Source organism: Austwickia sp. TVS 96-490-7B (assembly GCF_019331795.1).
In the GTDB taxonomy this organism is placed as follows: domain Bacteria; phylum Actinomycetota; class Actinomycetes; order Actinomycetales; family Dermatophilaceae; genus Austwickia.
In genome coordinates this window covers 451,848-476,305 of sequence record NZ_JAHPZL010000001.1, presented here as the reverse complement: position 1 = coordinate 476,305, position 24,458 = coordinate 451,848, and the positions used below count along the sequence as shown (strand labels likewise).

21 protein-coding genes and 2 riboswitches are annotated in these 24,458 nt (G+C 64.1%); of the genes, 12 read left to right on the top strand and 9 right to left on the bottom strand.

Translation table 11 applies throughout. From position 1 onward, the window contains the following. Positions 1 to 8: 8 nt before the first annotated feature. The 4 genes from thiH to thiS form a co-directional block, all read right to left on the bottom strand. Complete coding sequence (thiH, locus tag KEM60_RS02195) at positions 9 to 1,244, bottom strand: 2-iminoacetate synthase ThiH (RefSeq protein ID WP_219105843.1); 1,236 nt, start codon at positions 1,242 to 1,244, stop codon at positions 9 to 11. Beyond that, positions 1,244 to 2,104, bottom strand: coding sequence for a thiazole synthase (locus KEM60_RS02190; RefSeq protein WP_219105842.1), 861 nt, complete (start codon positions 2,102 to 2,104; stop codon positions 1,244 to 1,246). The genes thiH and KEM60_RS02190 overlap by 1 nt, the downstream gene beginning before the upstream one ends. Further along, positions 2,095 to 2,208, bottom strand: a riboswitch (TPP riboswitch). It overlaps the preceding gene by 10 nt. Positions 2,209 to 2,279: 71 nt before the next feature. Continuing rightward, positions 2,280 to 2,918 carry a sulfur carrier protein ThiS adenylyltransferase ThiF gene (gene thiF / locus KEM60_RS02185; RefSeq protein WP_219105841.1) on the bottom strand — a complete coding sequence of 213 codons (639 nt, stop codon included), beginning with the start codon at positions 2,916 to 2,918 and terminating at the stop codon, positions 2,280 to 2,282. Beyond that, positions 2,918 to 3,115: a sulfur carrier protein ThiS gene (thiS, locus tag KEM60_RS02180; protein WP_219105840.1), complete on the bottom strand. Its 198-nt coding sequence runs from the start codon at positions 3,113 to 3,115 to the stop codon at positions 2,918 to 2,920. Before thiS ends, thiF begins: the two co-directional genes overlap by 1 nt. A 160-nt stretch (positions 3,116 to 3,275) precedes the next feature. Here thiS and KEM60_RS02175 point away from each other — a divergent pair, with 160 nt between their 5' ends. Together KEM60_RS02175 and thiC are read left to right on the top strand one after the other, a co-directional pair. Further along, entirely contained in the window at positions 3,276 to 4,214 is a 939-nt protein-coding gene (locus KEM60_RS02175; RefSeq protein WP_219105839.1) for a sugar-binding transcriptional regulator, read from the top strand. A gap of 81 nt (positions 4,215 to 4,295) precedes the next feature. Next, a riboswitch (TPP riboswitch) is annotated at positions 4,296 to 4,405 on the top strand. A 97-nt stretch (positions 4,406 to 4,502) separates the two neighbouring features. Continuing rightward, positions 4,503 to 6,281 (top strand): phosphomethylpyrimidine synthase ThiC, encoded by a 1,779-nt coding sequence (thiC, locus tag KEM60_RS02170; RefSeq protein ID WP_219105838.1) that lies wholly within the window; start codon positions 4,503 to 4,505, stop codon positions 6,279 to 6,281. 112 nt (positions 6,282 to 6,393) lie between these two features. Here the strand turns inward: thiC and KEM60_RS02165 are convergent, their stop codons facing one another. After that, positions 6,394 to 6,648, bottom strand: coding sequence for a hypothetical protein (locus KEM60_RS02165; RefSeq protein ID WP_219105837.1), 255 nt, complete (start codon positions 6,646 to 6,648; stop codon positions 6,394 to 6,396). An 86-nt stretch (positions 6,649 to 6,734) separates the two neighbouring features. Between KEM60_RS02165 and KEM60_RS02160 the strand changes: the two genes are divergently transcribed. From KEM60_RS02160 to KEM60_RS02145, 4 genes are all read left to right on the top strand, one after another. Beyond that, on the top strand, positions 6,735 to 7,046 hold the full coding sequence (locus KEM60_RS02160; RefSeq protein WP_219105836.1) for a hypothetical protein: 312 nt from the start codon (positions 6,735 to 6,737) through the stop codon (positions 7,044 to 7,046). Between the two features lie 246 nt (positions 7,047 to 7,292). Continuing rightward, positions 7,293 to 7,538: a hypothetical protein gene (locus KEM60_RS02155; protein WP_219105835.1), complete on the top strand. Its 246-nt coding sequence runs from the start codon at positions 7,293 to 7,295 to the stop codon at positions 7,536 to 7,538. 148 nt (positions 7,539 to 7,686) lie between these two features. Beyond that, entirely contained in the window at positions 7,687 to 8,844 is a 1,158-nt protein-coding gene (locus tag KEM60_RS02150) for an EcsC family protein (protein ID WP_219105834.1), read from the top strand. Between the two features lie 76 nt (positions 8,845 to 8,920). Then, positions 8,921 to 10,225: a hypothetical protein gene (locus tag KEM60_RS02145; protein WP_219105833.1), complete on the top strand. Its 1,305-nt coding sequence runs from the start codon at positions 8,921 to 8,923 to the stop codon at positions 10,223 to 10,225. A gap of 12 nt (positions 10,226 to 10,237) precedes the next feature. Here KEM60_RS02145 and KEM60_RS02140 read toward each other — a convergent pair whose 3' ends face one another. The 3 genes from KEM60_RS02140 to KEM60_RS02130 form a co-directional block, all read right to left on the bottom strand. Then, positions 10,238 to 11,065 carry a hypothetical protein gene (locus KEM60_RS02140; protein ID WP_219105832.1) on the bottom strand — a complete coding sequence of 276 codons (828 nt, stop codon included), beginning with the start codon at positions 11,063 to 11,065 and terminating at the stop codon, positions 10,238 to 10,240. Between the two features lie 91 nt (positions 11,066 to 11,156). Further along, positions 11,157 to 12,803: an exonuclease domain-containing protein gene (locus KEM60_RS02135; RefSeq protein ID WP_219105831.1), complete on the bottom strand. Its 1,647-nt coding sequence runs from the start codon at positions 12,801 to 12,803 to the stop codon at positions 11,157 to 11,159. A gap of 168 nt (positions 12,804 to 12,971) precedes the next feature. Beyond that, positions 12,972 to 13,946 (bottom strand): 5'-nucleotidase, encoded by a 975-nt coding sequence (locus KEM60_RS02130; RefSeq protein WP_219105830.1) that lies wholly within the window; start codon positions 13,944 to 13,946, stop codon positions 12,972 to 12,974. 304 nt (positions 13,947 to 14,250) lie between these two features. On the opposite strand from KEM60_RS02130, the gene KEM60_RS02125 reads away from it, so the two are divergent. Then, positions 14,251 to 16,359 (top strand): glucose PTS transporter subunit IIA, encoded by a 2,109-nt coding sequence (locus KEM60_RS02125; RefSeq protein ID WP_219105829.1) that lies wholly within the window; start codon positions 14,251 to 14,253, stop codon positions 16,357 to 16,359. Between the two features lie 448 nt (positions 16,360 to 16,807). Here the strand turns inward: KEM60_RS02125 and KEM60_RS02120 are convergent, their stop codons facing one another. After that, a complete protein-coding gene (locus KEM60_RS02120) occupies positions 16,808 to 17,008 on the bottom strand; it encodes a DUF4177 domain-containing protein (RefSeq protein ID WP_219105828.1) in 201 nt (66 codons plus the stop codon). A 946-nt stretch (positions 17,009 to 17,954) separates the two neighbouring features. Here KEM60_RS02120 and KEM60_RS02115 point away from each other — a divergent pair. The 5 genes from KEM60_RS02115 to KEM60_RS02095 all read left to right on the top strand — a co-directional run bounded on the left by KEM60_RS02115 (position 17,955) and on the right by KEM60_RS02095 (position 24,299). After that, entirely contained in the window at positions 17,955 to 18,899 is a 945-nt protein-coding gene (locus tag KEM60_RS02115; protein WP_255574134.1) for an ABC transporter ATP-binding protein, read from the top strand. Further along, a complete protein-coding gene (locus KEM60_RS02110; RefSeq protein WP_219105827.1) occupies positions 18,896 to 19,735 on the top strand; it encodes an ABC transporter ATP-binding protein in 840 nt (279 codons plus the stop codon). Before KEM60_RS02115 ends, KEM60_RS02110 begins: the two co-directional genes overlap by 4 nt. After that, entirely contained in the window at positions 19,732 to 20,958 is a 1,227-nt protein-coding gene (locus KEM60_RS02105; protein ID WP_219105826.1) for an MFS transporter, read from the top strand. Before KEM60_RS02110 ends, KEM60_RS02105 begins: the two co-directional genes overlap by 4 nt. An 81-nt stretch (positions 20,959 to 21,039) precedes the next feature. Beyond that, complete coding sequence (locus KEM60_RS02100) at positions 21,040 to 22,551, top strand: ABC transporter substrate-binding protein (RefSeq protein ID WP_219105825.1); 1,512 nt, start codon at positions 21,040 to 21,042, stop codon at positions 22,549 to 22,551. Beyond that, positions 22,548 to 24,299, top strand: a complete 1,752-nt coding sequence (locus KEM60_RS02095) for an ABC transporter permease subunit (RefSeq protein ID WP_219105824.1) — start codon at positions 22,548 to 22,550, stop codon at positions 24,297 to 24,299. The genes KEM60_RS02100 and KEM60_RS02095 overlap by 4 nt, the downstream gene beginning before the upstream one ends. Positions 24,300 to 24,458: the final 159 nt, after the last annotated feature.

The window sequence follows — 24,458 nt, the reverse complement described above, 5'->3', positions numbered from 1 at the left end:
CGACCGGTTCAGCCGGTCAACCGCAGATGATCACTCATCACCGGTTGCAACCCGCGAGCGCGGATGGCGTCGCACATCTGCGCGACGGACCGGTCATCGGCGATGTCGAATTGTTCGTCGCCGACCTGGGTTGAGGCGTCATCCGTGGCGTGTTCGCCGACTCCGGTGGAGACCCCTGCTGATGACCGGTTGGCGACGAGGCCGAGGACGCCGTCGCGGAATCCGGGGCGTTCCCGGGTGGAGATGGTGATGCCAGCGCTGGGTAGGAATAGCCGGTAGGCGCACATCACTTGGAGTAGGTCCCGCTCGTGGACGTCTGGGATGTCGCGGGTGTGTCCGGCTGTTGTGCCGAGCGGGTCCTGTCCGCCCACGATCGGGCGGAGCCGTGGCACTGAGAAACCGATCTCAGCCTGAGGGAACTCGCGTTGCACGGTGGCTGCGTGTACGGCTGCGGTGAAGGCGTCACGGCGGAAGTCAGCGAGCCCCAGCAGGGCCCCAAAGTTCACACCGTGCATCCCGGCGGTGAGTGCCCGCTCGGGTGATTCGAACCGCCAAGGGAATTGGCGTTTGGCGCCGCCGGGGTGACATCGGTCGTAGGTTTCGACGTCGTACGTCTCTTGGTAGACGCTGACGAAATCGGCACCGGCTTCGTGGATCTGGCGGTATTCCGCCAGTGTCAACGGCTGTACTTCGATCCCGACGGTGGGGAAGTACCGGGTTGCTTGGTGCACCGCTGCCGCGATGAAGGGCGCACCGGCGTATTTGGTGGATTCGCCGGTGAGGATGAGGATCTCTTGGAGTCCGGTCGCTGCGATCGCTCGGAGTTCTGCGTCGATGCCTTCAGGGGTGAGCGCGACCCTGGTGATGCGTTGGTTCGCGGAGAATCCGCAATAGGTGCAGATGTTTTGGCAGTAGTTGGAGATGTAGAGCGGGGTGAACAAGCCCACTGTGGTGCCGAATCGGGCGCGAGTTTCCTGCTGTGCTGCTGCCGCGATCTCTTCGATGAGCGGTGCTGCGGCGGGGGAGAGCAGAGCAGCGAGGTCTGTGGTGGTCCGTCGGGATCGCGTGACAGCGGCGCGCACCGAGGATGCGTCGAAGGCCTCGAAATCGATAGTGCGTGCCGTTGCCAGCACGTGCGCCATAATCCCCGATCCGGTGGGGACGTGCTGAGCTCGCCAGTCCATCGGGTCGGTGCGGCCGTCTGCCCGCCGCGCCAGCAGCGGGACCGGTGCGATGCTGCCCATCAGAGGCTGCCGTGGTCTGTTGCCGCGCGCTCAGCGCTTGCTGGTTGGTGTGGGTCGTCGAGGAAACCGGTCAGCGGGGATGAAGCGGCAGCGCCTCGCTGCAACACCCGTCCGGGACCGGCGAGGTACGCCGCCCGACCTGCGTCGATCGCCCACCGGAATGCCGCTGCCATGGCTGGAATGTCACCGGCGGTGGCGATGGCGGTGTTGGCCATGATCGCGTCGACCCCCATCTCCATCGCTTCACAGGCCTGGCTGGGCCGTCCGATCCCGGCGTCTACGATCACTGGGACGTCGATTTCATCGACGAGGATTTCGATGAAATCCCTGGTGGATAGGCCTTTGTTGGATCCGATGGGCGCAGCTAGCGGCATGACAGCTGCTGCTCCAGCAGCGACTAAGTCTCGGGCCACGGTCAGGTCCGGGAACATGTAGGGCAGCACCACGAAACCTTCGGCGGCGAGGACCTCGGTGGCTTCGACGGTGGCGGCGTTGTCCGGCAGCAAGTAGCGGCTGTCCCGGATCACTTCGATCTTCACGAAGTCGCCGCACCCCAGCTCCCGGGCAAGCCGGGCGATCCGCACTGCCTCAGCCGCGGTGCGGGCTCCGGAGGTGTTGGGCAGCAGGGTGATGGAGTCAGGGACAGCGTCCAAGATGTTGCCGGTGGCTGCGTCGCCACCGCCTGCTGCTCGGCGTACCGCCATCGTGATGATCTGCGCGCCAGCCTGCTCAATGGCAGCCTGGACCAGGTCGAGACCGAACTTCCCCGAGCCGAGAATGAACCGTGAGGTGAATTCGTGCCCACCCACGATCAGCGGGTCAGCGGTGGTCGAGGTCGATATCTCGGTGGTGGCGTCCATGGCGACGTCCCTTCGCTAGTGCGAACTAGATCAGGTTCGACGGGTGTGATCTCAGCCGGGTCGCCCACGCGCCGTGAGCTGCAGCGGCACCCCGCGTCGCCATTCAGCCTAGCGCTGCATCTGCGCGCTGAAGACGCGAGGTCGGGGTCGGGTCACGGACACTCCCAGCACGTTTTCAGGCGTCTAGACCGAGCACCAGACGCAGTGCGACCATGGCCTGGGCCCCAGCGCAGGCCATCACGCGTGGTGCAAGCATGGGGGTGCCATCAGCGATGTCACTGACACCGTCCCCGCAGATCCACCAGCGATGGCCGACCCTGCGGGTGGTGATGGTGTCGGTGAGGTCACTCCCCGCCATCCCGGAAGCCCCGACGATCAGGATGTCTGGACGACCAGTCAGCAACGTCTCAGTGAGCATCGCTTTGGCGGTGGGGTCATCGAAGGCTTCGCACACCACTGCACAGTCAACGAACAACTCGCTCGCGTTGTCCCCAGTGATCTCAGTGGTGGTGATCGTGACGTCGAGATGCGGGTTGATCCACGCGAGGTGGCGGGCCAGCGCTTGAGTTTTTGGCCGTCCCAGGTCGGCCAGATCGTAGGCCTGCCGGTTCAAGTTAGACAGGTCCACGAGGTCCTTGTCGACCAATCGGAGATGACCGACGCCGGTGCGGGCCAGCGCGATGGCGATCTGCGATCCCAAGCCACCCAACCCGGCGACCCCGATCGTCGCTGCTTCCAAGGCAGCGACATGGTCCTCGCCGAGTCGTCCAGCCAGCGCAGCTCGCATCTGTTCCCGCGACGGTCGTGGATTCATTACCCGCCGCCTACGAACTGCACGATTTCCACCCGGTCACCATCGCCCAAAACCCGCTCGGCGTACGTGCTGCGAGGAACCACGTCCCCGTTGACCTCCACAGCGACGCGTGTCAGGTCATAACCGGCGTGTGCGACGTACGCCGCGAGAGTCTGTCCCGTGGCATCCGGGACGTCGTGGCCGTTGATGGTCGCCATTGGCGTGCTCCTTCCGTCATGCCAGTGGGGTGTGCCACACCTTATCTAGCCGACCAGGCAGATGTCCGCTCATCGGGTCAGCTCGTCGTCGGGGCCCTCATCCTGCTGGCGTACGTCGGGAACTACGTGTCGCCCGGTCGTACGCGCGATGATGACGGTCATGGATTTCGGTGCGCGTGATGCACAGTCGATTGATGCCGTGCGGCTCTACTACGAACAGGGCATGAGCCAGGGGGAGATCGCTGACACGTTGGGAGTGTCCCGTCCTACCGTGTCGAAATTGGTGCAACACGCCAAGGACCGTGGCTATGTGCAGATCGTCGTCAACGACCCTCGGGAACGGGCGCACGAAATGGCTGCCGCCCTGCAAGATCGATACGGACTCCGGTCAGTGCACCTGGCAGTGCCGCCCACCGAGGATCCGGACACGGTGCGCGACGCCTTGGGGCGCACCGGAGCTCGGGTGCTCAGTGACCTGGTCCGGGACGGAGATCTGGTCGGGATGACCTGGGGGCGCACAATGTATGCGTTAGCCCGCCATCTCCCGGCACAGGATCGGCAAGGAGTGGAGGTCGTTCAGCTCAAAGGGGGAATGAGTCAGTCCGCTCCAGGCACCCAAGATGTCGAGACACTGACGATGGTGGCACGCGCATTTGAGGCGTTCCTGCACTATTTGCCGCTGCCAGCGATTTTTGAAAGCCGCGACGTCAAAGAACTCGTCGAACAGGAACGGCACATCCGGCGCATCATTGATCTGGGTCGTCAGGCCACCATCGCAGTGTTTACCGTCGGGACGGTCAGTGACCAGGCGTTGCTCTTTCAGCAGGGCTACCTGACCGACGCCGAACAGCACCGGATGCGCAGCCACGCCGCCGGGGATATCGCCTCACATTTCTTCGGCGCAGATGGGCAGGTTTGCGACCCTGATTTGGATGCCCGCACCGTGGGCATCGGGTTGGATGAGTTACGGCGTAAGCAGACTCGGCTGATGGTGGTGGGGGGTCGGGACCGTGTGCACGGGGTTGATGTGGCGTTACGAGCCGGATACGCCACCGACCTGGTCATCGACCGCTTCACCGCTGGCCGACTGGTCGGGTGAACTGGTGGCATCGGGCCGGCCGCCTACGTGGTGATGTGCTGATCGGGGCCCTGCCGGGTGGTCTTTGCGGCTAGGGTGGGGCTCGTCGACCACGGGAGCCTGCGGCAGCAGGCTGAGAAAGGGCTCAGGCCGCCCTGACCGTCATACCTGATCCGGGTCATACCGGCGGAGGGATGTCCGGCCGACCCGACGTCACCAGGACGTCCCGGCCGGGATCTTCTGTTGCGGGTCGACAGTTTCACGGACTGCTCTCCCACCGTCGGCCCCGGCCGAGCGGAAGCGAGTGTCATGACCACCACCAGTCACCTCACGGTGTTGCATTCCACCCATGAACGAGTCCTCGTCGATGTCGCCGAGGACACCGGCGAGAGCGTGCAGGTGCCCGTCGCCCGGGTTCACCTGTCCAACGGGGAGACTTTCGATCGGTACACCACCACCGGGCCAGGTGGTGACCCTTGTCAGGGGTTGGCGCCGCTGCGGGCGGCGTGGATTGAGGGGCGCGGCGACACCGAGGAGTACGCCGGTCGTCGTCGTACCCTCCACGACGACGGTCAGGGGGCGGTACGTCGAGGCAGCGTGGCTGGCGACCAGTGGCGCGGTCAGCAGCGGGACCCTCGGCGAGCCCTACCTGGGCGACGAGTCACCCAGATGCATTACGCACGGCAGGGGATCACCACCCCGGAGATGCGATATGTGGCGGCCCGGGAGAACCTGTCCGTGGATCTGGTGCGGGAAGAAGTCGCGGCAGGGCGGGCGATCATCCCCGCCAATGTCAACCACCCTGAGGCAGAGCCGATGATCATCGGGCGGTCTTTTCTGGTGAAGGTCAATGCGAATATCGGGAACTCCGCAGTGACCAGTTCGGTCGCTGACGAGGTCGACAAATTGACCTGGGCGGTCACCTGGGGCGCGGACACGGTGATGGACCTGTCCACCGGTGATGACATCCACACCACTCGGGAATGGATCCTGCGTAACAGCCCAGTGCCGATCGGGACGGTCCCGATCTATCAGGCGCTGGAAAAGGTCGACGGTCGCGCCGAAGACCTCACCTGGGAAGTGTTCCGCGACACGGTGATTGAGCAGTGTGAGCAAGGCGTGGACTACATGACCATCCATGCTGGGGTGCTGCTGCGCTATGTGCCGATGACGGTGGATCGGATCACCGGGATCGTCTCCCGAGGCGGCTCAATCATGGCCGGGTGGATGCTCGCTCACCATCAGGAATCGTTCCTGTACGAGCATTTCGATGAGCTGTGCGAAATCTTCGCGGCGTACGACGTGGCCTTCTCACTGGGGGACGGACTGCGACCCGGATGCGTGGCTGACGCCTGCGACGAAGCGCAGATGGCGGAGCTGCGCACCTTGGCTGAGTTGACGAAACGCGCCTGGGCATATGACGTGCAAGTGATGGTCGAAGGGCCTGGCCACATTCCGCTGGATCAGGTGCTGGACAACGTGGAGGTTCAGCAGGACTGGTGTGACGGTGCGCCGTTCTACACCTTGGGTCCGCTCGTTACTGACATCGCGCCGGGCTATGACCACATCACCTCAGCGATCGGCGCGACCACCATTGCCATGGGGGGGACAGCAATGCTCTGCTACGTCACTCCGAAGGAGCATTTGGGGCTGCCGGATCGGGACGACGTCAAGACCGGTGTCGTCACGTACAAACTCGCGGCACATGCGGCCGATGTCGCCAAGAAACATCCCGGGGCGCGTGCGTGGGATGACACGATGAGCCGGGCCAGGTTTGAATTCCGCTGGCGCGACCAATTCGCGTTGTCCCTCGATCCGGTCACCGCGGAAAGTTTCCACGATGAGACCCTGCCCGCTGAGCCCGCGAAGACCGCGCATTTCTGCTCGATGTGCGGGCCGAAGTTCTGCTCAATGCGGATCAGCGCGGACATCCGTCGCACGTACGGCGACACGATGGCCGTGGAGGAGCAGATGGCGCGCAAGTCCGAAGAGTTTGTGCACCTCGGTGCGAGCGTCTACCTGGATCCGCAGACAGCCGTGGAGGCCAGCACAGCGGTGGAGGCCAGCACAGCGGTGCCGCGAAGCTAGGGGTGGCCATGACTCCATGGGATGGTGAGTCGCCTGGTCACTGACCACATTTTGTCCAACCCCACCGGTTCGACGATCAGCTCGGACGGGGTGCATCTCACGCGCGTGTTCATCAGGTCAGATCTCCTGTCGTGGCAGGGATTCCCGCGCGGCGAAGGAGTCGTTCGCCGACAGCGCGGGGGTCGTCGGCGACACCCAGGGTTGTCGCGTGAAGGGCGTCGCGTCTGACGGCCTCGTCCCGTGGTGCTAGCTCGAGGAGTGCCACGAGGACGAGGTCTTGGGCGGCTGGATCGCTGGCCTGGCGGGTGATGACGTCGGCCAGCGCGGCCCGGAACAAGCCGTATTTACTGCCGAAGATTTTGTACATGCTGGCTCGGCTCGCGCCGAGTTCGGCGATGAGGACGTCAACGCCCTGTTCAGCTACCGATCAGGAGGCATCATTACCGTCGATACATGACAAACTCACCCTTCCCTCGCACCCCTGACGACCTCCCCCGCGCCTGGCAGTGCGACGGTGAACCCACCCAGGTCTGGGAGCGCTTCTCCCCGGCGTACGAAGCCCAAGCCGAGAAGCTCTGGAACGAATTCGCCCAGCGCGGGATGACCCCCCGACTCGACCATGCCGGATCTGAGGACGGCGAAGCCATCACCGCCACCGACACCACCGGACAGACCGTTTTCTTCCTCCACCTGGAAGACCCCAACGAAGCCCAAGAGATTGCTGCGGCGCTCGCTGCTGGAAACCTAGACACCCTGCAGCTGTGAGCCGTCACTCGGGGGGCACCCCCCTCAGCGCCCCCCGAGTCACCCTCCGCCACGCACGACCCCTCGAACCCCTCGGCATCCGCTGTGACATCAGTCACAAGAGAGCTGAAAAACCTCTCAAATCAATCAGACCCGTCGATTGAGCGACCGACGGGTCTGAGTGACAGCGCGCCGCTGCCACCACCCCGCCAGCACCCCACCGGTGGACCTGACAGTCCACACAGCGCACCGAAGGCGAGGGGAACGATGGCGCATCACCTGTCCGACCAGATCACCGCCCTTCTCGACGCCGCCTTGATCTACGCCCTGTTGTCCTGGCTAGCCATGCCGGGATATGGCCCCGCAGCAGCAGCCATCCTGACCTATGTCGCACTGCTCCTGCTCTTCGTCCACCACCGGGCACAGCTGCGCCTCTGGCAGCCCACCGCCCTCGAATCCGCTGATCTGGACCTGCCCGAACTGATCCGCCCCGACGTCATACGAGCCGCCTGACCCTCGCTGCAGTCCCAGGGCGTCCTCGACGCCGACCCCCCGGGATGAAACACTTCCAGGAGAACTACGATCGGGCCGTGAGCGTCGCTGCCGCCCAGCAGAATTGACCGCTCCACAGATGGCCTTCTTGCAGCCTGGGAGGGGCGACATGATGTCCGAGATGTCCGGTTACGAGATCCGGGCCTGGCTGCAGATACGAGCCCACCTCGACCGGATCGACCAGGCACCCCAGGACACCCCAGCGTGGTGGCAACGGATGAACGACGCCGGAGCCAGCGCTGTCGCCGGAGCTAAGGACTTCCTCGACAACCCCCCTGACGCTCAACGCACCACTCACCTTCTGGACAAGGTGCCCGTCTCGGCAAAAACCAAAGCGACCGCTGGAAAACTCGCTGAAACCGCAGGTGCTGGCGTCGCCAAAGTCGGCAACGCCTTTTCTATCGCGGCACAAAACGTGGGCCGGATGACCGCCCACGCCGCCATGGCCACCCTGAGCAGCGAACGCGTCATGCGGTCCTACCGGCGACACCACGTCAATGTCCACACCCTCGAGGACATCCACCGCCTTGACCTCGAAGACGCGGACGCCCAGTTACGTCGTACCAAGATCCCGCTCCTCTACGGCTTCTCCTCCGCCGCCTCCGGAGGAGGAGCCGCCTTGGCGATGACCGCCGGCAGCATCGGGGCTGTCACCGGCGGTCTGCTCGGAGCTGGCATTGGAAGTGCCCCCGGCATGGGGACCGTCGCTGCCGCCATGACCGTCGACGCAGCTGCTCTGCTCGCCCTCAACAGCAGAGTCGTCGCTCACACTGCCCTGATCTATGGGTATGACTCCGCTGATCCTGCCGAACGGCTCTTCACCATGTCGGTGATCAATCTGGGATCAGCGCTCACCGCCCGCAGCAAGCAGGCGGCCCGGACCGACCTCGTCCGGCTGTCCCACGCGCTAGCCAACAACTCACCGTGGGTGGTGCTCAACGAGTCACTCCTGGCTAAGGTCGCCCAACGATTCGCCGCCCAATATTCAGTGCGCCTCACCCAACGCAAGATCGGCCAAATCATCCCAGTCGCAGGTCTGGCCGTCGGTGCCGGGACCAATTACCTCACCACAACCCACGTCCACGACGCCGCCTATTGGGCCTACCGGGAACGTTTCCTGCTCGACCGTTACCCCCATTTATTGGAAGCCCTCGACGCTGATGGCGGGGACGGTGGTGCTGTCCCAGCCAACGATGAGAACTGGGATGACAGCGATGATGTGGCATTTAGTGTGCTGGACATCGTCGAGGACGTGCGGTGCCACTGAGCTGCACCGCTGTCCGGTTGCATCTGAGATCCGTGGATGAGCGGGACCAGGGGAAAGAAGTTGGGGTCCGCTCAAGGTGATCGCCGATCATCTCGAAACTGGGGATTGCACCTCCCCTGCCAGGACATCCGGCATACATTTGACTCCGGTCCCGATCATCGTCACCGCCGCGGGAAAGGAATCCCGGGCGAAGGAGTCAGCAATGTATCAGCTGTCAGATGACAGCCGTCCGAACGGACAGTTCAGCCAAAATCCCAGCAGGATAGCGCCGCTCCAACCGGAAAACGGTGTGGTATCACCGATTCAAGATCAGGTTTTCATCAGCCCCTATGATCAACTGCGCACTCCCGCCCCAGCCATGGCATCAACGCCATACCACTTCGTCCCTCAAGGGCGCATCGCCGCAGCGTGGAGACCGCTGTGGGTGGGAGCTTTCTGGCTCTTCGTGGCGGTGACCCCGTTCTCTCTGCTGGCCCGGATTCTGTTATTTCAGAAGTTGCCCCTTAACCCGTTGTCCTCAATGGCGCCGGTGAAACCCATCGGGCTCGTCGTCGCTGTGCTGGTGTACCTCGCAGGGGTGATCTGTGTCCTGCTTCCGGCGTGGATCTGCGCAAAGACCGCCCCTCAGGCCGTGGGAAGGTGGATCTTTGGGTGCCAGCAGGCGACGACATCGGAAGAAAAATATTTACTGCCGTCGTGGCATCGGGTGGCTGCACGTACCGGGGTTGCACCTGACAGCTATCATCTGATGATTCATGAGACCGACGCATTGGATGCCCCCGTGATCGGAGGCAACATCATCTGTGTTACCACTGCAGCGATGAACCGGCTCTCCGCGCCTCAGCTGGAAGCCGTCATTGCTGACCAGTTGGCTCGTCAATACGGCGTACGTGGAACGTGGCAAAACGTGTTTCTCTGGGTGTCCTTGGTGCCTCGTAAGATGTGGCGTCTGGCCAGGTCTTTGTTTCATCATCCCGCGGTGGAATCCCCGGCCGGGGATTTTATTGATATACCGTTTATAGGTAAGATTATTTTGCTCATTTTTATCATTCCATGGTTCATATGCGTCGTCTTATCGATCATTTTTGCGATACCAATCTTGTTCTTCCTGGTGTGCTCCAGTGTCACCGAACGAGTCCTCAGCCTGATGGGATACCTCATATGGCGGTTCGTGCGTCGCAAGGACCGCTACGGCGATGACCTCATGATCCTCTGGGGTTATGCGCCAGTACGGATCGAGGCCATCGAAGCATTCAGCCCGATCGAATCCGATCTCGATGTGAGTGATGAAAAACGCCGATTGCGCGCCCAAGCAGAGTCGCTGAGGAAACGTCTCGCCTGGCGCGGGGGCCCAGGCAGCGCGCACGCCTACCTGTCCTGAGGAGAGTGACTCTCACCGAGTCACGTGCGAAAACAGCCCACCCCACGACTCCACGTCCGGCTCTGCGGACGTGGAGTCGCCCTGTCTCGACCCCACTCCATCAGGTGACATTTCAGGTGACATCGAGATCGGTACGGCGGCGCGTACCGCCACTTCCTCCATCCGCGGCTTGCTGGCGCCACGGGCAGGGATAAAGGTCCCCTCCGCAACCACCACTTGACCCACCAGTTGAGAGGCTTCTTCCGCCTCCCGCACGTCGACCAGTTCCACCCGATTGTCCTCGGCATCGACGATCCGAAAATGCGCATTGCGCAGATCGACGGCCTCAAGCAACCCCGTTAACGTACGGCGATGAGCTCCGCTGTCGTCGGGTTCCCACACCCGACGGTTGATCGCCCCAGTCGCCAGATGAATCGGAGATCGGGCGCCAAAAGTCACATCGACATGCGGGGCGGAGCGCTGCAATGCCGCTACGAAACGCATCGTCGCTTCCGCGATCGTGTTGGTCACGAAGGTCGGCCGCTCGTTGACCGCCATACCTTCGACGATTCCCCAAAACAACGCGTCAGTCATCTGCCCTAACGGATCGATATCCAAGGCATCAGCGTCACCTACCGTGAACGTCAACCGTGGACCGCCAGCAGCAATGGAGATCAGCCGGACCTCCCCGAGCCGTTCAATGGCAAAACCTGGCCGCCCCAAACCCGCCGCGGACGCCGCTTCCCTGGTCAACCGCAACACCAAGTCGTCCAATGCTGCCGCGATCGCTGCGACCCGATCGGCTCGCAACTCCGCATCTGGGCCGCCATGGCCACGCAGCCGCACCTCGATATCCCGCATTCGCCGTACCTCCTCGGAACGAACATGGTGCCATCGACCGTCGGTGGCGACGGGCGGAATCAGCGATAACTACCTTGAACTGCAACATCCCTCACGGTGCGTTGCGGTCCTGGGGGACGTCCCGTTCGCGCTGATACGCCGCAAAGAGGGTCTCAAACTCATCTTCCCCAAGGGTGGGGATGCGGTGTGTGCGGGCCTTCGTGAGAGTCTCAGTGCTGCCATGACCAGCCGCAACTACGACTTTGGTGTCTTGAGTGACACCTCCGGTGGTCAACCCGGCTTCTCGGACCCGCTGCTGCCAGATACCCCTGCCGCGACTCAACGAACCAGTAAAAGACACCCGATCTCCGGCAGACAACGTCACTGCGATGTCGCCACCGGGTCCGCCATGCCGGGGCACATCATGTGAGGAGAGATACAAGGCCGACTTCACATCAGCGGCCGTTAAACCCATCATCGTGGCAAGACGTTCCAGATCACGACGTTCTTCACGGGTCACCTGCCCGATAGTCGCCGCAATCCGTGTCAGATCGGCAAGGTGATCCCGATGGATCTGATCAACCCGGTCACCCGCAATCTCCAAGTCCTCAGCGATCACGGCCAGCGCATCAGCTGTCACCACCTGCTGAGGGTCGATGAGAGCCCGATCGATGATGTCGAGATAGGCGTCAACCGAGGCGTCACCGACCTGGGTGAGGCCGGACAGCAGTTGATCGCTCCACACACCAGTCGGCCGGATCGCCGGGATCGACCTGGCCCGTTCCCGACGCGGCATCGGTCCATACACGGCGGCCACCTTGGGCCAGATATACCGGTTCGAGCCAAGGTGCGCTGCCCACCGTGGGGTGCCGCCACTGCGCTCCAGATAGCAGCGCAACAAGCCAGCTGCGGCGCGGGCTTGAGTGCGGGCGCTGTGATGCACCAGCAACGGGACATCCGCCGAGCCGCAGCAATCGACCAAGCGACGCGAAGGCGCCTCCAAATGTGCTGGTGCCCAGGTCATCGTGCACACCCCGTGCGGAGTCCCCGAGGGGAAATCCACACCCAGTCGGGTCAGCTCGTGTTGCAAAAAGAGCGCTTGGATCCGGGCGTTGTGCGCGACCAGGACTCGGCCATCCAAGGCCGCCAGGACGTGCGGAGCCATCGTCGCAAACGTCGGTGCCCCGACGACATCGCCGTCGGTGATGCCATGCGTCGAGGTAGGACCCACCGGCCCCTGCGGGTCGATCAGAGTGAACCATTCATCTTCGAGGCGGCCATCCTCGTCGAGGAGAGCCACCGCGATCTCCACCACACGGTGACGGTGCGGGTCTGGTCCAGTGGTCTGCACATCGATGACGGCGTACCCACGGAAAGCAGTGATGCTGGCAGTGCGGGCTGGCGACGCCACCGTCGATGCCTGCTGAGCTGTCCCTTTGTCGCGTAACGCTGCGGCCTTGGCAGCCCCTGCCGGTGCAGTGGTCTGCGGCGGTGCGTCCTCAGTCGGGAAGACAATCTTGGGGACCAGAGCGGTCGGTGGCTCGACCATCGACTCGAACGCAGGGAGACGACGCCGGGCCGCCGTCGAAGGTGACGACGGGCGCGGAGTCGACGTACGGGACGATGATGCGGAACCAGGCTGCGGGGATGCCGCATGAATCGAGTGCCGTTCCTGCTGCTCCTGGCGGCCAAGTCCGGGCAACGACCATGCGCTGGGCCACAACTTCGACCACCAGGGTCGATTCACGGGCGAGGCCATGCGATGAGTCCTTCCCTGTGAGGCCTTTCGGTGGCCTCGACGTCTGCGCGTTAGGGACCAGTGTGCCTGGTGCTACTGGTGAGTCCTGCACCGTGGTCGGCCACATCCCGACCTGACACCACCACCACTCCCCTGGGACAAGACCCAAGGTGAGTGCCAGTCTGGCCGTCAGAGATGAGGACTCACTCCGGTCGGGTCCGGTTCGTCCGATTCTGAAGATCCGTTCGTCACCCCAAAAGGCACATGCACACTCGGGGCGAACCGCGAGGTCGACTGCAAATGCGACACCTGATCATCGAAGAACAGATGAGGCCGCAGGATCGACGTGACCGTCCCCTTATCAACCCCGCCAAGGAAAAACGCCTCATTCACCTGCACCCCCCACGCCTTCAAACTGCGCACCGCACGCTCATGCGATGGCGCATTCCGCGCCGTGATCAATGACACCTGCACTCGCAACCGGTACGACGGATCTTCGCGTCGACGATTCTCCTCCACCTGCTGGATGCGATTCAGGTTGGTCAAGAAGTCCTGCAGCGGCCCCGGCGCGTGCGGCAACTCCGCATGCGAAGTCTCATATTCGTGAAAAGAGGGCAGCCCACTGCCCTGAAAGATCCGCTCGGACTGATCATCCGCCAGGACCCCATCAAAATCGAAAGCGACCCGCACCTCCTGATCGTCCGGGTCATCCACCATCGCCGACTCCAACACCCGCCCTGCCGGCAACCCCGCGGCCACCGCGCGCCGTACGTCGTCCTCGTCCGCCGACAAGAACAACGACATCGCAAACGCTGGCATAAACACGAACGGCGCCCGGCCCTGAGTAAACACCGCCCGACTGATCGCCAAACCATGCGATGCCACCGACCGCATCACCCGCAACCCCGTCTCCGGGTTGTTGCGCGACAAGATGATCACCTCAACCAGAGGATCATCAGGTGGCATCAAGTCATTGAGGGCCAAAAGGCGCCGGATAAAGGGAAATGCCACGCCAGGCCGCAACGGGTCATCCCGGTGCTCCTCCTGATAATCGCGGTACGCCGCCTCACCATGCTCCCGGAACACCCGACCCGACTCCGTCAGATCAAACAAAGCACTCGAAGCGACCCCGATGACGAGTCGGCCGGTCAGGTCGTAAGACATCGGGTTGCTCCTGGGCATGCGTCGTGAGACAGGGCGATGCAGACACACCCACCCCGGGGAGGAGCCTATCCGTGTGGGCGCGCCAGCTCACCTCGTGACCCCTCCCAGCTATGTAAGGCGATGAGCTGGGAAAATCGGCTGCCAGACCCAAGACACCTCGACACATGAACAGGCGTGGCAGCGGACCCGGCCACCAGCAGCGCTCTGACGCTGATGTTGACCAGAGTTGTACTGTCGACCTGATCGACCAGCAGTGAGCCGATCCGGACATCGATGTCCGCTCTGATCCAGGCAAGGAAAGCCTATGGCCACCACGGCATCCCCACCACAGCCCCGCAGTTCCGGATTCGGACAGCTCCAGCGTCTCGGCAAGAGTCTCATGTTGCCGATCGCGCTCCTCCCCGCCGCAGGGATCCTGCTGCGACTCGGTCAAGAAGACCTGCTCGGCAAAATCCAAGTCCCCGTCCTAGGGCCGTTCTTCGTCGCCATGAGCACCGCCGGCGACCAAATCTTTAAAAACCTCGGACTACTCTTTGCCGTCGGCGTCGCCATCGGTTTTGCCAAGAAAGCCGACGGTTCAACTGCACTATCCGCCGTCGCGGGATACCTCGTCATCACCGGGGTCTTCACTGCGATGTCACCCGTCGTGCTCGCCGGCCAAGTCGACACTGCCGGCAAACCCCTCACAATCAACTACGGCGCCTTCGCTGGAATCATCGTCGGACTTATTACCGCCTGGCTCTTCGACCGTTATCACACGATCCAACTACCGCCGTACCTCGGTTTCTTCGGCGGACGCCGTTTCGTGCCGATCGTCGTATCTCTCGGCTGCCTGATCACCGGCTTTGCCATGAGCTACTTCTACCCGTGGTTCAACACCGGGCTGACAAGCGTCGGCAGTTTCATCACCGGCACCGGCATCATCGGCGCTTTCTTCTACGGCGTCGCCAACCGACTATTGATCCCGTTCGGCCTGCACCACATCCTGAACATCTACGTGTGGTTCATGCACGGCAGCTATGACGGCCCCAAAGGCGTCGTCACCGGCGAACTCACCCGCTTTGCCCAAGGTGACCCCACCGCAGGGCGCCTCACCGCCGGGTTCTACCCCATCCTCATGTTCGGCCTGGCCGGTGCGGCGCTCGCCATGATCCACACCGCCAAACCAGGTCAGAAGAAAGCGGCCACCGGCATCCTCACCGCAGGCGCCTTAACTGCCTTCCTCACTGGCGTCACTGAACCCCTCGAATTCGCCTTCATGTTTGCTGCGTTCCCACTCTTCGTGCTGCACGCGCTACTTACTGGACTGTCCATGGCCATCGCTTACGCCCTCGACATCCATCTCGGATTCTCGTTTTCTGCCGGACTTTTTGACTTGCTGCTCTATGGCACCTCATCGGCGGCGAAAAACATCCCCCTGCTCGTCGGAATGGGAGTCGGATTCTTCGTCCTCTATTATGTGGTCTTCCGCTTCGCCATCCAATTCTGGAATTTGCGTTCCCCCGGACGTGAACCAGAAGAAGCCGCACATGACAGTGCCGATGACGCAGCAGCTGAGAATGCGGCCACCGCAACCAGCCGCGCCGACGACCTGATCGCCGCATTCGGTGGAGCAACAAACCTGATCAACGTCGACGCCTGCATCACCCGCCTACGCATCGAAGTCATCGATAAAAACGCCGTCGACAAAGCACGCCTGCGCGCCCTCGGCGCAGCCGGAGTCATCGACGTCGGCAACAACGTCCAAGCGGTCTTCGGCGTCCACTCCGACGTCCTCAAAGAAGAGATGCGCTCCGCCCTCGCCAGGACGGCAGGCGACGTCCCGGCAGCGACGCCCCCCGCAGCCAGCACTGTGACACCTGCAGTGGAAACGGCCACGCCAACCAGGGTCACCACCGGAAGCACCGAAGGTCCCATCACCGGCGCCACCGCTGTCATCACCCCCACCGTCGCCACTGGTGTCCTCGCACCCGTGCCCGGAACGGCCATCCCGCTCCACGACGTCTCCGACGGCACCTTCGCCGACGGGATCATCGGCCACGGCGCCGCCGTCACCCCCGACCGTGGTGTCCTCCACGCCGTCGCACCCGTCAGCGGCACCGTCACCACCCTGTGGCCGCACGCCTACGTCATCCAAACCCCCGGTGGACTCGGAGTCCTCACCCACCTCGGGGTCGACACCGTCCGCCTCGACGGCGCCGGTTTCACCACCCACGTCGGCGAAGGAGACACCGTCACCGCAGGACAAATCATCACGACGTACGACGTACCCGCCGTCGAATCAGCAGGTCACGATCCCGTCGTCATGATCATCATCACCGAAGCACCCGCGACAACCATCCACGCTGCTGCTGCCCTCGAAAGCAAAGGACACATCGCAGCAGGAGAGACCCTGTTCGTCCATAGCCGCTGACTCGACGGCAACACCCACCGGCCGGGTCTGAAGAGAACATCCTTCAGACCCGGCCGTCGTCGTTGCTGCACGATATGGCTATGCCGCTGCACCATGATGACCGAGTTCAACGGCGGGGTCTGCGCGCAGCGGGGAGACCGTGTCCAGCGGCGGGGTTTGTGCTCAGCGGGGAGACCGTGTTCAGCGGTACGTCTGTGCCTAGCGGAATGTCTGAGATCAGCGGCGAGCGGCTGCGCTCAACACGGTGTCGTGACCGTGACCGGTAATCGGTGTCTGGTGCTTGGCGCCTGCAGATGCCGCCCGTGGGCGGGTTTAGCGAGTGGACATGTCGCCCGTGGGCGGGTTTTGTGGGAGGCGACCTGGGGTTTCGTCCCGGAAAGTCGCCCGTGGGCGGGTTTAGGGAGGTGCGACCTGGGGTTTTGCGTCGGAAAGCCGCCCGTGGGCGGGTTTAGCTGACGCGGCGCTCGAAGGTGACCAGGAGGCCCTCGACGCCACCGGGTCCGATGCGGCCTTTGACGTCAGCTGACGTGATCGCCTTGACCTGCCAGCCTTCTCGGGCGTGGTCGTTGAGGACTTTTTCCAGTTTGCCGCCGGAGAGCTTCCCGCCGATCAGCCCTTCACGCAGCTCCACGACCTTGTACTCGTACATCGGATCTCCTCCTCAGATGTCATGAGCTGTTGCCAATTAACGCTGTCGGCACTGTACGACGCGACAAGGGGTGAAGCCGAGCTCTCCGGGCGCAAAGCCTAAGTCGCCCATGGGCGGGTTTGGGGGTGGGGCGGTGCGCCCGTGGGCGGGTTTTGGGAGGTGCGACCTGGGGTTTTGCGTCGGAAACCCGCCCATGGGCGGGTTTGCCAGGGGTGGTGAAGATGCGGCGAGGTATGACGGGGTACGGCGAGGTACGGCGAGGCGCGGCCGGGCGCGGTGGAGATGATGCGGTGAGGATGGGGTGGTGCGGGGTCGACTACTGGCGAGCTGACACAGTAGTGGGAATGTTGTGACAGTTGAGGCAAAAGGGGTACTTAACGCCACCGGGTCGCATTAGGATGGGTGTCCTGAGCGGGTGTTCGTGCCGTACTTCGGGGGCGGCACGAACACCCCGTTGGCGTCTAGGGGGCAGTCCTCCACTGTCGTTGTGGCGCAGTGCTGCTCGCGGTGGCGTGGCGAGTGAGCCGTGGACACTGACGGCAAGAGCGGTGGGCGACGCTGTCGGCATTGTTGATAACGCCTCTCATATGCGGCAACAATGTCCTTGGGGTGTATGACACCCTCTCGTCTGGATTCTGGCTTCCGCAGGGTCCTGACCAGCGCACCTCTGCATCACCAACTCCACAGCACTAGCACGCCTCAGCACCACCGACACCCAACATCAACTCGCCTGCATACCTCGTACTTCTGCCCGACCACCACCGCCCTATCGTCATCACGCCCACGCCTATCACGCCCACGCTCATGTCTCCCACGCTCGCGTCACCAGGACCGGTTCGCGTCGCCCCACACCCGGGTCACCACACTCGGGTCACCACACTTGGGCCGCCACACTCGGGCCAGCTGTCTCGTGCCTTGAGGCGACGTACCGTGAGGGCGACGTACCGTGAGGGCGACAAAACGTGACGGCGACGCCGCCGCCTGCCCCATCCACCAGCTGTACCAGCCGATTTGGCGCGCTGTCCGCGCCTGTCCATCGGCCGGGATATCACCTCAGGAGACTGCTCTGTCCAATGCCGTTACCGCCACGTCTGCCTCTGACGACCCGCCGATCGTCCGGGTGCAGGGCCTGCGGATCACTTGTGGTGCCCAGACACTAGTCGACGGGGTCGATGTGGAGGTACGGCGCGGGCACGCTGTGGCGTTGGTGGGTGAATCTGGGTCGGGCAAAACGTTGACGACTCGCGCCATGATGGGGCTGTTCCCGGCGGGGGCGACGGTTGATGGCTGCGTCGAGGTCGACGGCCAGCAGATGCTCGGCGCGTCCCAAGCTCAGTGGCGTGCTGTCCGTGGGCACACGATTGGGTATGTCGCGCAGGATCCTCGTACGGCGTTGAACCCGCTGGTCACGGTCGGGGCTCATGTTGCTGAACCGTTGCGGGCGCAGGGGGTGAGCCGCCGGGATGCCGCACATCGGGCCAGGGAACTCCTGGACCGGATGTGTTTGCCCGATCCGGCCCGCACGGCCCAGAAATACCCTGGCGAACTCTCTGGTGGGCAGCGGCAGCGGGTGGGTTTGGCGATGGCGTTGGCGACGGACCCGGCGCTGTTGATCGCTGACGAGCCGACGTCAGCGCTGGACGTCTCGGTGCAAGCGGAGCTGATGCCGTTGTTGCAGCAGATCGCTCTTGAGCGGGCGCTGTTGCTGGTCACTCACGATGTGGCGGTTGCGGCGGCGCTGTGTCCGCAGGTGGTGGTGCTGCGGGCTGGGCGAGTGGTCGATGCCGGTCCGAGTGACCGGGTGTGGGGTGCACCTGAAGATTCGTATGTTGATGAGCTGGTCACCGCCAGCAGAGCAATGAGTTTGCCCACCTGTCAGGGGGAATCATGAACTCAGCCGCACACATCCTGCCCGGCGGGCCTGACTCCGCGACACCGATCTTGCAAGCGCACGGCCTGACCCGGGTGTATCCCGGCGGCGCGCGGTGGCCTTGGCAGCGTCGCCGTGACCCGATCACTGCCGTCAATGGGGTGGACGTGCAGGTCCTAGCAGGGGCCCGCTGCGGTGTTGTGGGGGAATCCGGTTCTGGCAAATCCACACTGCTGCGGATGCTGCTCGGGTTGGAGCGACCCGATGCTGGCACTGTGACTTGTGAGGGACGTGCCGTCCCGGTGGGGCGCCGCGCGCCGTGGTTTCGACGTACGGTCCAGGCGGTCCCGCAGGACCCGGCCAGCTCATTGAACCCGCACCGCACGATCGGCGATAGCATCGCTGAACCCTGGGATTGTCTGCATCTCACCGGTGATCGCGACCAGCGGATTCAGCACTGCCTCAACGCGGTGGGTTTGCCCGTTGATCTCATCGGCCGCTATCCAGGTCACCTGTCCGGTGGTCAACGCCAACGTGTTGCGATCGCCCGAGCTTTGATGCCTGCTCCTCGCCTGATCATTGCTGACGAACCAGTGAGTGCGTTGGACGCCGTGGTCCGCTTGCAGGTGTTGCACACGTTGCGACAGGTCTGTGCCGAACAAGGCACCGCACTGTTGTTTGTCTCGCACGACTTAGGTGCCGTCCACCACCTGTGCGACACCGTCACTGTGTTGCATGCCGGAACTATCGTGGAATCGGGTCCGGTTCACGACGTACTCACCGCCCCCGCACATCCCATCACTCGGACGTTGGTGTCCGCAGTCCTGCCCGTTCCGACGTACGGCGTGACCTCGTGACCACGGTGCGTCAGCTCCCCACGCCCCTTGTCGTGCTTCTGGCCAGCCAGTTCGCGTTCAATGTCGGTTTCTACCTGGTGGTGCCGTTCCTCGCGGCGCATCTCAGTGGCGACTTGCACCTCGCGGGTTGGGTGGTTGGCGCGATCCTGGGGTTGCGCACTGTCAGTCAGCAGGGACTGTTTGTGTGGGGTGGAGCTGCCGCTGACAGGTGGGGCGCACGTCGCAGCATTGTCGTGGGCTGTGTGATCCGAATCGCTGGTTTCTTGACGATCGCGGTGACCACCAGTGTGGCTGGCGTCATCACTGGCGTCCTGCTCATCGGTGTCGCTGCTGCCGTGTTTTCCCCCGCCACTGAATCAGCGATCGTGGCGTGGGGCCAACACCTGGAACGCCGCGGTGGCCCCACCCTCACCGATGTCGTCGCCATCGAAAACATCTGCTCCAAAGCCGGATCGGTGTGTGGTCCCGTCCTTGGTGGGGTGCTTCTCGTCGTGCCTTTCAGCACGACCTGTTTCCTTGCCGCAGTCGTGTTCGGGCTGGTCTTGGCAGCGCACCTGACCATCCCCACCACCAGTCATACCGCTAGCCTCCGTCACCCGATCCGTACGTCGCTGCTCGCTGTGATCCACGACCGCCCCTTCCTGACCTTCACCCTGATCCACTCCAGCTATCTCCTTGCCTACAACCAGCTCTACCTGGCCGCGCCAGTCGAACTCACCCGATTGGGCCTGCCGCCAGCGGCGATCACCTGGCTGTTCGTGCTGGCTGCAGTGGTGACGATCCTCGGGCAAGTCCCCGTCACCCGCGCCGCCCGCCCCTGGGGACGTGCCACCACCATGCGCCGCGGCTACCTCCTCATCAGCATCGGATTCGTGACCGTAGCTTGCGGCACCCCCTTCACCGACCGTCACGGCTGGGGCGTGGCGCCCCTACTCTTGTTTGTGCTGCTGCTACACCTGGGACAGATGCTGCTCCTCCCTGCCGCCCGCGACGTCATCGCCGACCTGTCCGGCGGCCGTCACCTCGGCACCTACCTTGGCCTGTCCGCTTCCGTCGGCGGCCTCGCCGTCCTCGTCGGCAGCACCCTCAACGGGCACCTCCTCGACCTCGCCACCACCCCCACCTGGACCGCGCCGATCCCCTGGCTGATCGCCGCGATCCCCACCGCCCTCTCTGCGATCACCATCACCCCCTTCACCCGCCACCACCTGCCCCCACCCTGACCTGGCTCGCCCATCACCGCACCACCGCACTACCGCACCACCGACAAACCCATCCCCACCGTCACCACACCAGGAGCATCCATGAACCACCACCCTCGACGCCGTACGACGGCGCTCGCCGTCACCACCACAGTCCTCGGCAGCGCCCTCCTCACCGGATGCATGGCCACCGCACCCACCGACAGCCCCTCCGGAAGCGGACGACTCCGACTCGCCTTGAACTTCACCCCCATCGCCGACCTGTCGCCCTACACCGAAGACGCGGTGAGTCTCACCCGAATGGGTGTCGCTGAAGCTCTCGTCAGCATCGACAAAGACGGCTCACCCCGACCTGGGCTCGCCGAAAAATTTGAGATGACCGACTCAAAAACCGCCACCTTCACCCTGCGGCGTGACGTCACTTTCCACGACGGCACCGCCCTCGACGCCAAAGCCGTCACCGACAGCCTCAACCACGCCCTGAAAGCCACCCCGGCACCGGCAACCCTCAGCGGCCGCGCCCTGACCGTCACCGCGAAAGACGACCACACCGTCACCGTCACCTCCGACAAAGACGACCCGATCCTGGTCCAACGCTTCGCCAACCCCGACACCGTGATCCTCGCCGCGAAGGCCTACACCAAAAACCCCAACAAACCCGACCCCACCAACGCTGGCACCGGCCCCTTCCGACTCACCACCCTCACCGGCACCACCGCCGCCACCGCTGACGCCTACCCCACCTACTGGGGCGGCAAACCCCACCTCACCGGCCTCGACGTCACCTTCGTCAGCAAAGCCGACAGCCGCGTCTCCGCGCTCCGATCCGGCGAAGTCGACGTCATCCAAAACGTGCCCATCGCCCAAGTCGCCAACATCACCGACCACGTCGTCGACAAACGCGCCATCCCCCGCACCACCGGGATCTCCCTCAACACCAAAAACGGCCCCTTCACCGACACCGGACTACGCGTCGCCGCCGCCAAAGCGATCTCCGGCACCGCCGTCGCCACCACCGTCTTCGAAGGCAAAGCCGACCCCGCCGCTGGCTACTTCCGCGGCGACACCACCTGGACCGACCACCGCCCCGCCCCCACCTACCCCGACCCCAGCGACCCCCACGGCAAAACCATCACCATCGCCACCTACGACGACCGCCCCGAACTCCCCGAAACAGCCACCCTCGTCGCCGACCAACTCCGCAAAGCCGGATTCACCGTCAACCCACCCGTCGTCAAGAAATACTCCCTCATCGAAAAAGAATTCACCGAAGGCACATACGACGCCGTCATCGCCTCCCGGATGTACGCCTCCAAAGCAGGCGACCCCATCGCCATCCTCCAATCAGACTTCGGCTGCAAAGGCGGCTACAACCTCGCCTTCTTCTGCGACAAAGAAACCGACGAGATCCTCGACAAAGCAGCCACCTCCACCGACCTCGACGAACGCCGCCGCGCCGCCATCACCGCCGAAACCCGCATCCTCTCCCAAGCGCCCTACCTGCCCCTCGTCCACGAACAAGTCCGCATCGGCCACGCCAAAACCGTCACCGGCCTCGCCGACGACCCCCTGGAATGGCGCATGATCACCAAAGACACCGTGCTCGCCAAATGACCACACCGACCGTGCCAGCCCGCGCCGCCGTACGCCGCCCCCAGCTGCCCCCAGGAGCCCACACCGCGGCGATCACCCTCACCTCAGTGATCACCATCACCCTCCTGGCCGGGGCGCTCCCCTGGCTGACCGGCAGCGACCCCGCCCACACGGTCCTTCGAGCCCGCCACACCGAACGTGACGCTGACCCCGCCGCTCTCGCCGCCATCCGCACCGAACTCCGTCTCCCCGACAACCCCCTCACCGGAGCCCTCACCTGGCTCAGCCACGCCCTCCACGGCGACCTCGGCACCTCCTGGGTCAGCGGCAAAGAAGTCAGCAGCGTCGTCACCCCAGCACTACTCATCTCCACCAACCTCGCTGCCACCGCAGCCCTCACCACCCTCGCCGTCGCCGCCCTCCTGATCACCCCCCGACTCCTCAGCCTCGCCCACGGACACACCCACACCCGACCCACTCTCCCCGCACTCGCCGGCACACTCGCAGCACTTCCCGAAGCCGTCGTCGCCGTCACCCTCGCCTGGATCTTCGCCATCCACTTCCGCTGGCTCCCCGCGGTCGGCTGGCGAGAACCCCGCGACATGATCCTCCCCGTCAGCGCCATCGCCCTATCCAGCAGCGGCATCCTCACCCGCATCCTCCTCGACGCCGTCACCACCATCGCCGCAGAGGACTGGGTCGACACATGGCGCGCCAACGGCGCCCGACCAGCACGCCTGGCCGCCCTCATCGCACACCGGGCGCTCGCGGTGGTCCTGCCGCAGGTGATGTTGTTATTCGCCGGAATTGTGGGGGCGTCGGTCATCGTCGAAGACACCTTTGCTGTGCCAGGTCTGGGGAGGTTGTGTCTGCAAGCGTCGCTCGCACAGGACATCCCCGTGGTCCAGGGGTGCGTCGCCGCGTTGGTGGTGGTCGGCGCGCTGGTGGGAGCCGCTGGGATGGTGGCGCACCGGCTGCTTCTGGGGCCGGCTTTGGGTGCGGGGCGTGGGGTCGCTGGGGTACGCCGAGTCGCTGTGGGCGGACCGTCTCGGCTGTGGTGGGCGGCAGTGGCTGCATTGACGGTGCTCGTGGTGGGCGGGTGGTGCCGGTCGGCGCAGATCATGCCAGGGGAGCGGCATCTGTCACCGTCCTGGACGCATCCGTGGGGCACCGACCATGTAGGCCGAGATGTGTGGGCCAGGGTCGGGCAGGGGGCGTTCTTCACAGTCGGTACGGCGTTGCTGTTGTCCTTCGTTGTTGTGGTGATCGGGGTGGCGGTGGGATTGTCCTCCCGCGAGGGGAGCGGCATCGCTGATGTGTTGAATGCGGTGCCGTCAGTGTTCCTGGGGTTGGTGGTCGCTGCGGTGGCGGGCCCAGGAATGCTGAGCGCGGCGGTGGCGATCTGTGTGGTGGCGTGGATCCCGTTGGCGGTGCATGCCCGGACGCTGGCGGTGGAGGCGAGAGCGTCGGGTTATCACCAAGCGGCACTCGTCGCTGGGGCTGGCAGGTGGTGGATCATCTGGCACCATCTGTTGCCGACAGTGATGCGACCGGTCACGGTACATGCGTTGATGCGAGTCCCGCATGTGGCGTTGGCCTTGACCGGTCTGGGCTATCTGGGCTTAGGCGCCGGACATGACTCACCGGAATGGGGGATGCTGCTCGCCGAGTCGGTGTTGCATCTGGAGCGGGCGCCGTGGGCGGTCGCTGCTCCCGCGGTCGGTCTGGTGCTGTTGGGGTTAGTTGCGAACCTGTGGCGTGCGGAGTGACCAGTCACAGGGTCATTTCCTATTTGTACGTCGGAGCCACCAGGTTAGGCCGCCGATGAGGGTGGCGCAGGTGGCCAGTCCGGCGAGGATGGCCCAGGAGGCGGTGGCGGGGCTGCGGGGTGCGGCGGCGGTGATGGGTCCTTGGGGTGTGTTTGTGGG

Excerpts from the sequence above, each read along its gene's own strand:
- KEM60_RS02100 (WP_219105825.1), top strand. The coding sequence starts at position 21,040 with ATGAACCACCACCCTCGACGCCGTACGACGGCGCTCGCCGTCACCACC.
- KEM60_RS02140 (WP_219105832.1), bottom strand. The coding sequence starts at position 11,065 with ATGCGGGATATCGAGGTGCGGCTGCGTGGCCATGGCGGCCCAGATGCG.
- thiC (WP_219105838.1), top strand. The coding sequence starts at position 4,503 with ATGACCACCACCAGTCACCTCACGGTGTTGCATTCCACCCATGAACGA.
- KEM60_RS02125 (WP_219105829.1), top strand. The coding sequence starts at position 14,251 with ATGGCCACCACGGCATCCCCACCACAGCCCCGCAGTTCCGGATTCGGA.
- KEM60_RS02095 (WP_219105824.1), top strand. The coding sequence starts at position 22,548 with ATGACCACACCGACCGTGCCAGCCCGCGCCGCCGTACGCCGCCCCCAG.
- KEM60_RS02190 (WP_219105842.1), bottom strand. The coding sequence starts at position 2,104 with ATGGACGCCACCACCGAGATATCGACCTCGACCACCGCTGACCCGCTG.
- thiS (WP_219105840.1), bottom strand. The coding sequence starts at position 3,115 with ATGGCGACCATCAACGGCCACGACGTCCCGGATGCCACGGGACAGACT.
- KEM60_RS02135 (WP_219105831.1), bottom strand. The coding sequence starts at position 12,803 with ATGGCCTCGCCCGTGAATCGACCCTGGTGGTCGAAGTTGTGGCCCAGC.
- thiF (WP_219105841.1), bottom strand. The coding sequence starts at position 2,918 with ATGAATCCACGACCGTCGCGGGAACAGATGCGAGCTGCGCTGGCTGGA.
- KEM60_RS02130 (WP_219105830.1), bottom strand. The coding sequence starts at position 13,946 with ATGTCTTACGACCTGACCGGCCGACTCGTCATCGGGGTCGCTTCGAGT.
- KEM60_RS02110 (WP_219105827.1), top strand. The coding sequence starts at position 18,896 with ATGAACTCAGCCGCACACATCCTGCCCGGCGGGCCTGACTCCGCGACA.
- KEM60_RS02165 (WP_219105837.1), bottom strand. The coding sequence starts at position 6,648 with ATGTACAAAATCTTCGGCAGTAAATACGGCTTGTTCCGGGCCGCGCTG.
- KEM60_RS02160 (WP_219105836.1), top strand. The coding sequence starts at position 6,735 with ATGACAAACTCACCCTTCCCTCGCACCCCTGACGACCTCCCCCGCGCC.
- KEM60_RS02120 (WP_219105828.1), bottom strand. The coding sequence starts at position 17,008 with ATGTACGAGTACAAGGTCGTGGAGCTGCGTGAAGGGCTGATCGGCGGG.
- thiH (WP_219105843.1), bottom strand. The coding sequence starts at position 1,244 with ATGGGCAGCATCGCACCGGTCCCGCTGCTGGCGCGGCGGGCAGACGGC.
- KEM60_RS02155 (WP_219105835.1), top strand. The coding sequence starts at position 7,293 with ATGGCGCATCACCTGTCCGACCAGATCACCGCCCTTCTCGACGCCGCC.
- KEM60_RS02175 (WP_219105839.1), top strand. The coding sequence starts at position 3,276 with ATGGATTTCGGTGCGCGTGATGCACAGTCGATTGATGCCGTGCGGCTC.
- KEM60_RS02150 (WP_219105834.1), top strand. The coding sequence starts at position 7,687 with ATGATGTCCGAGATGTCCGGTTACGAGATCCGGGCCTGGCTGCAGATA.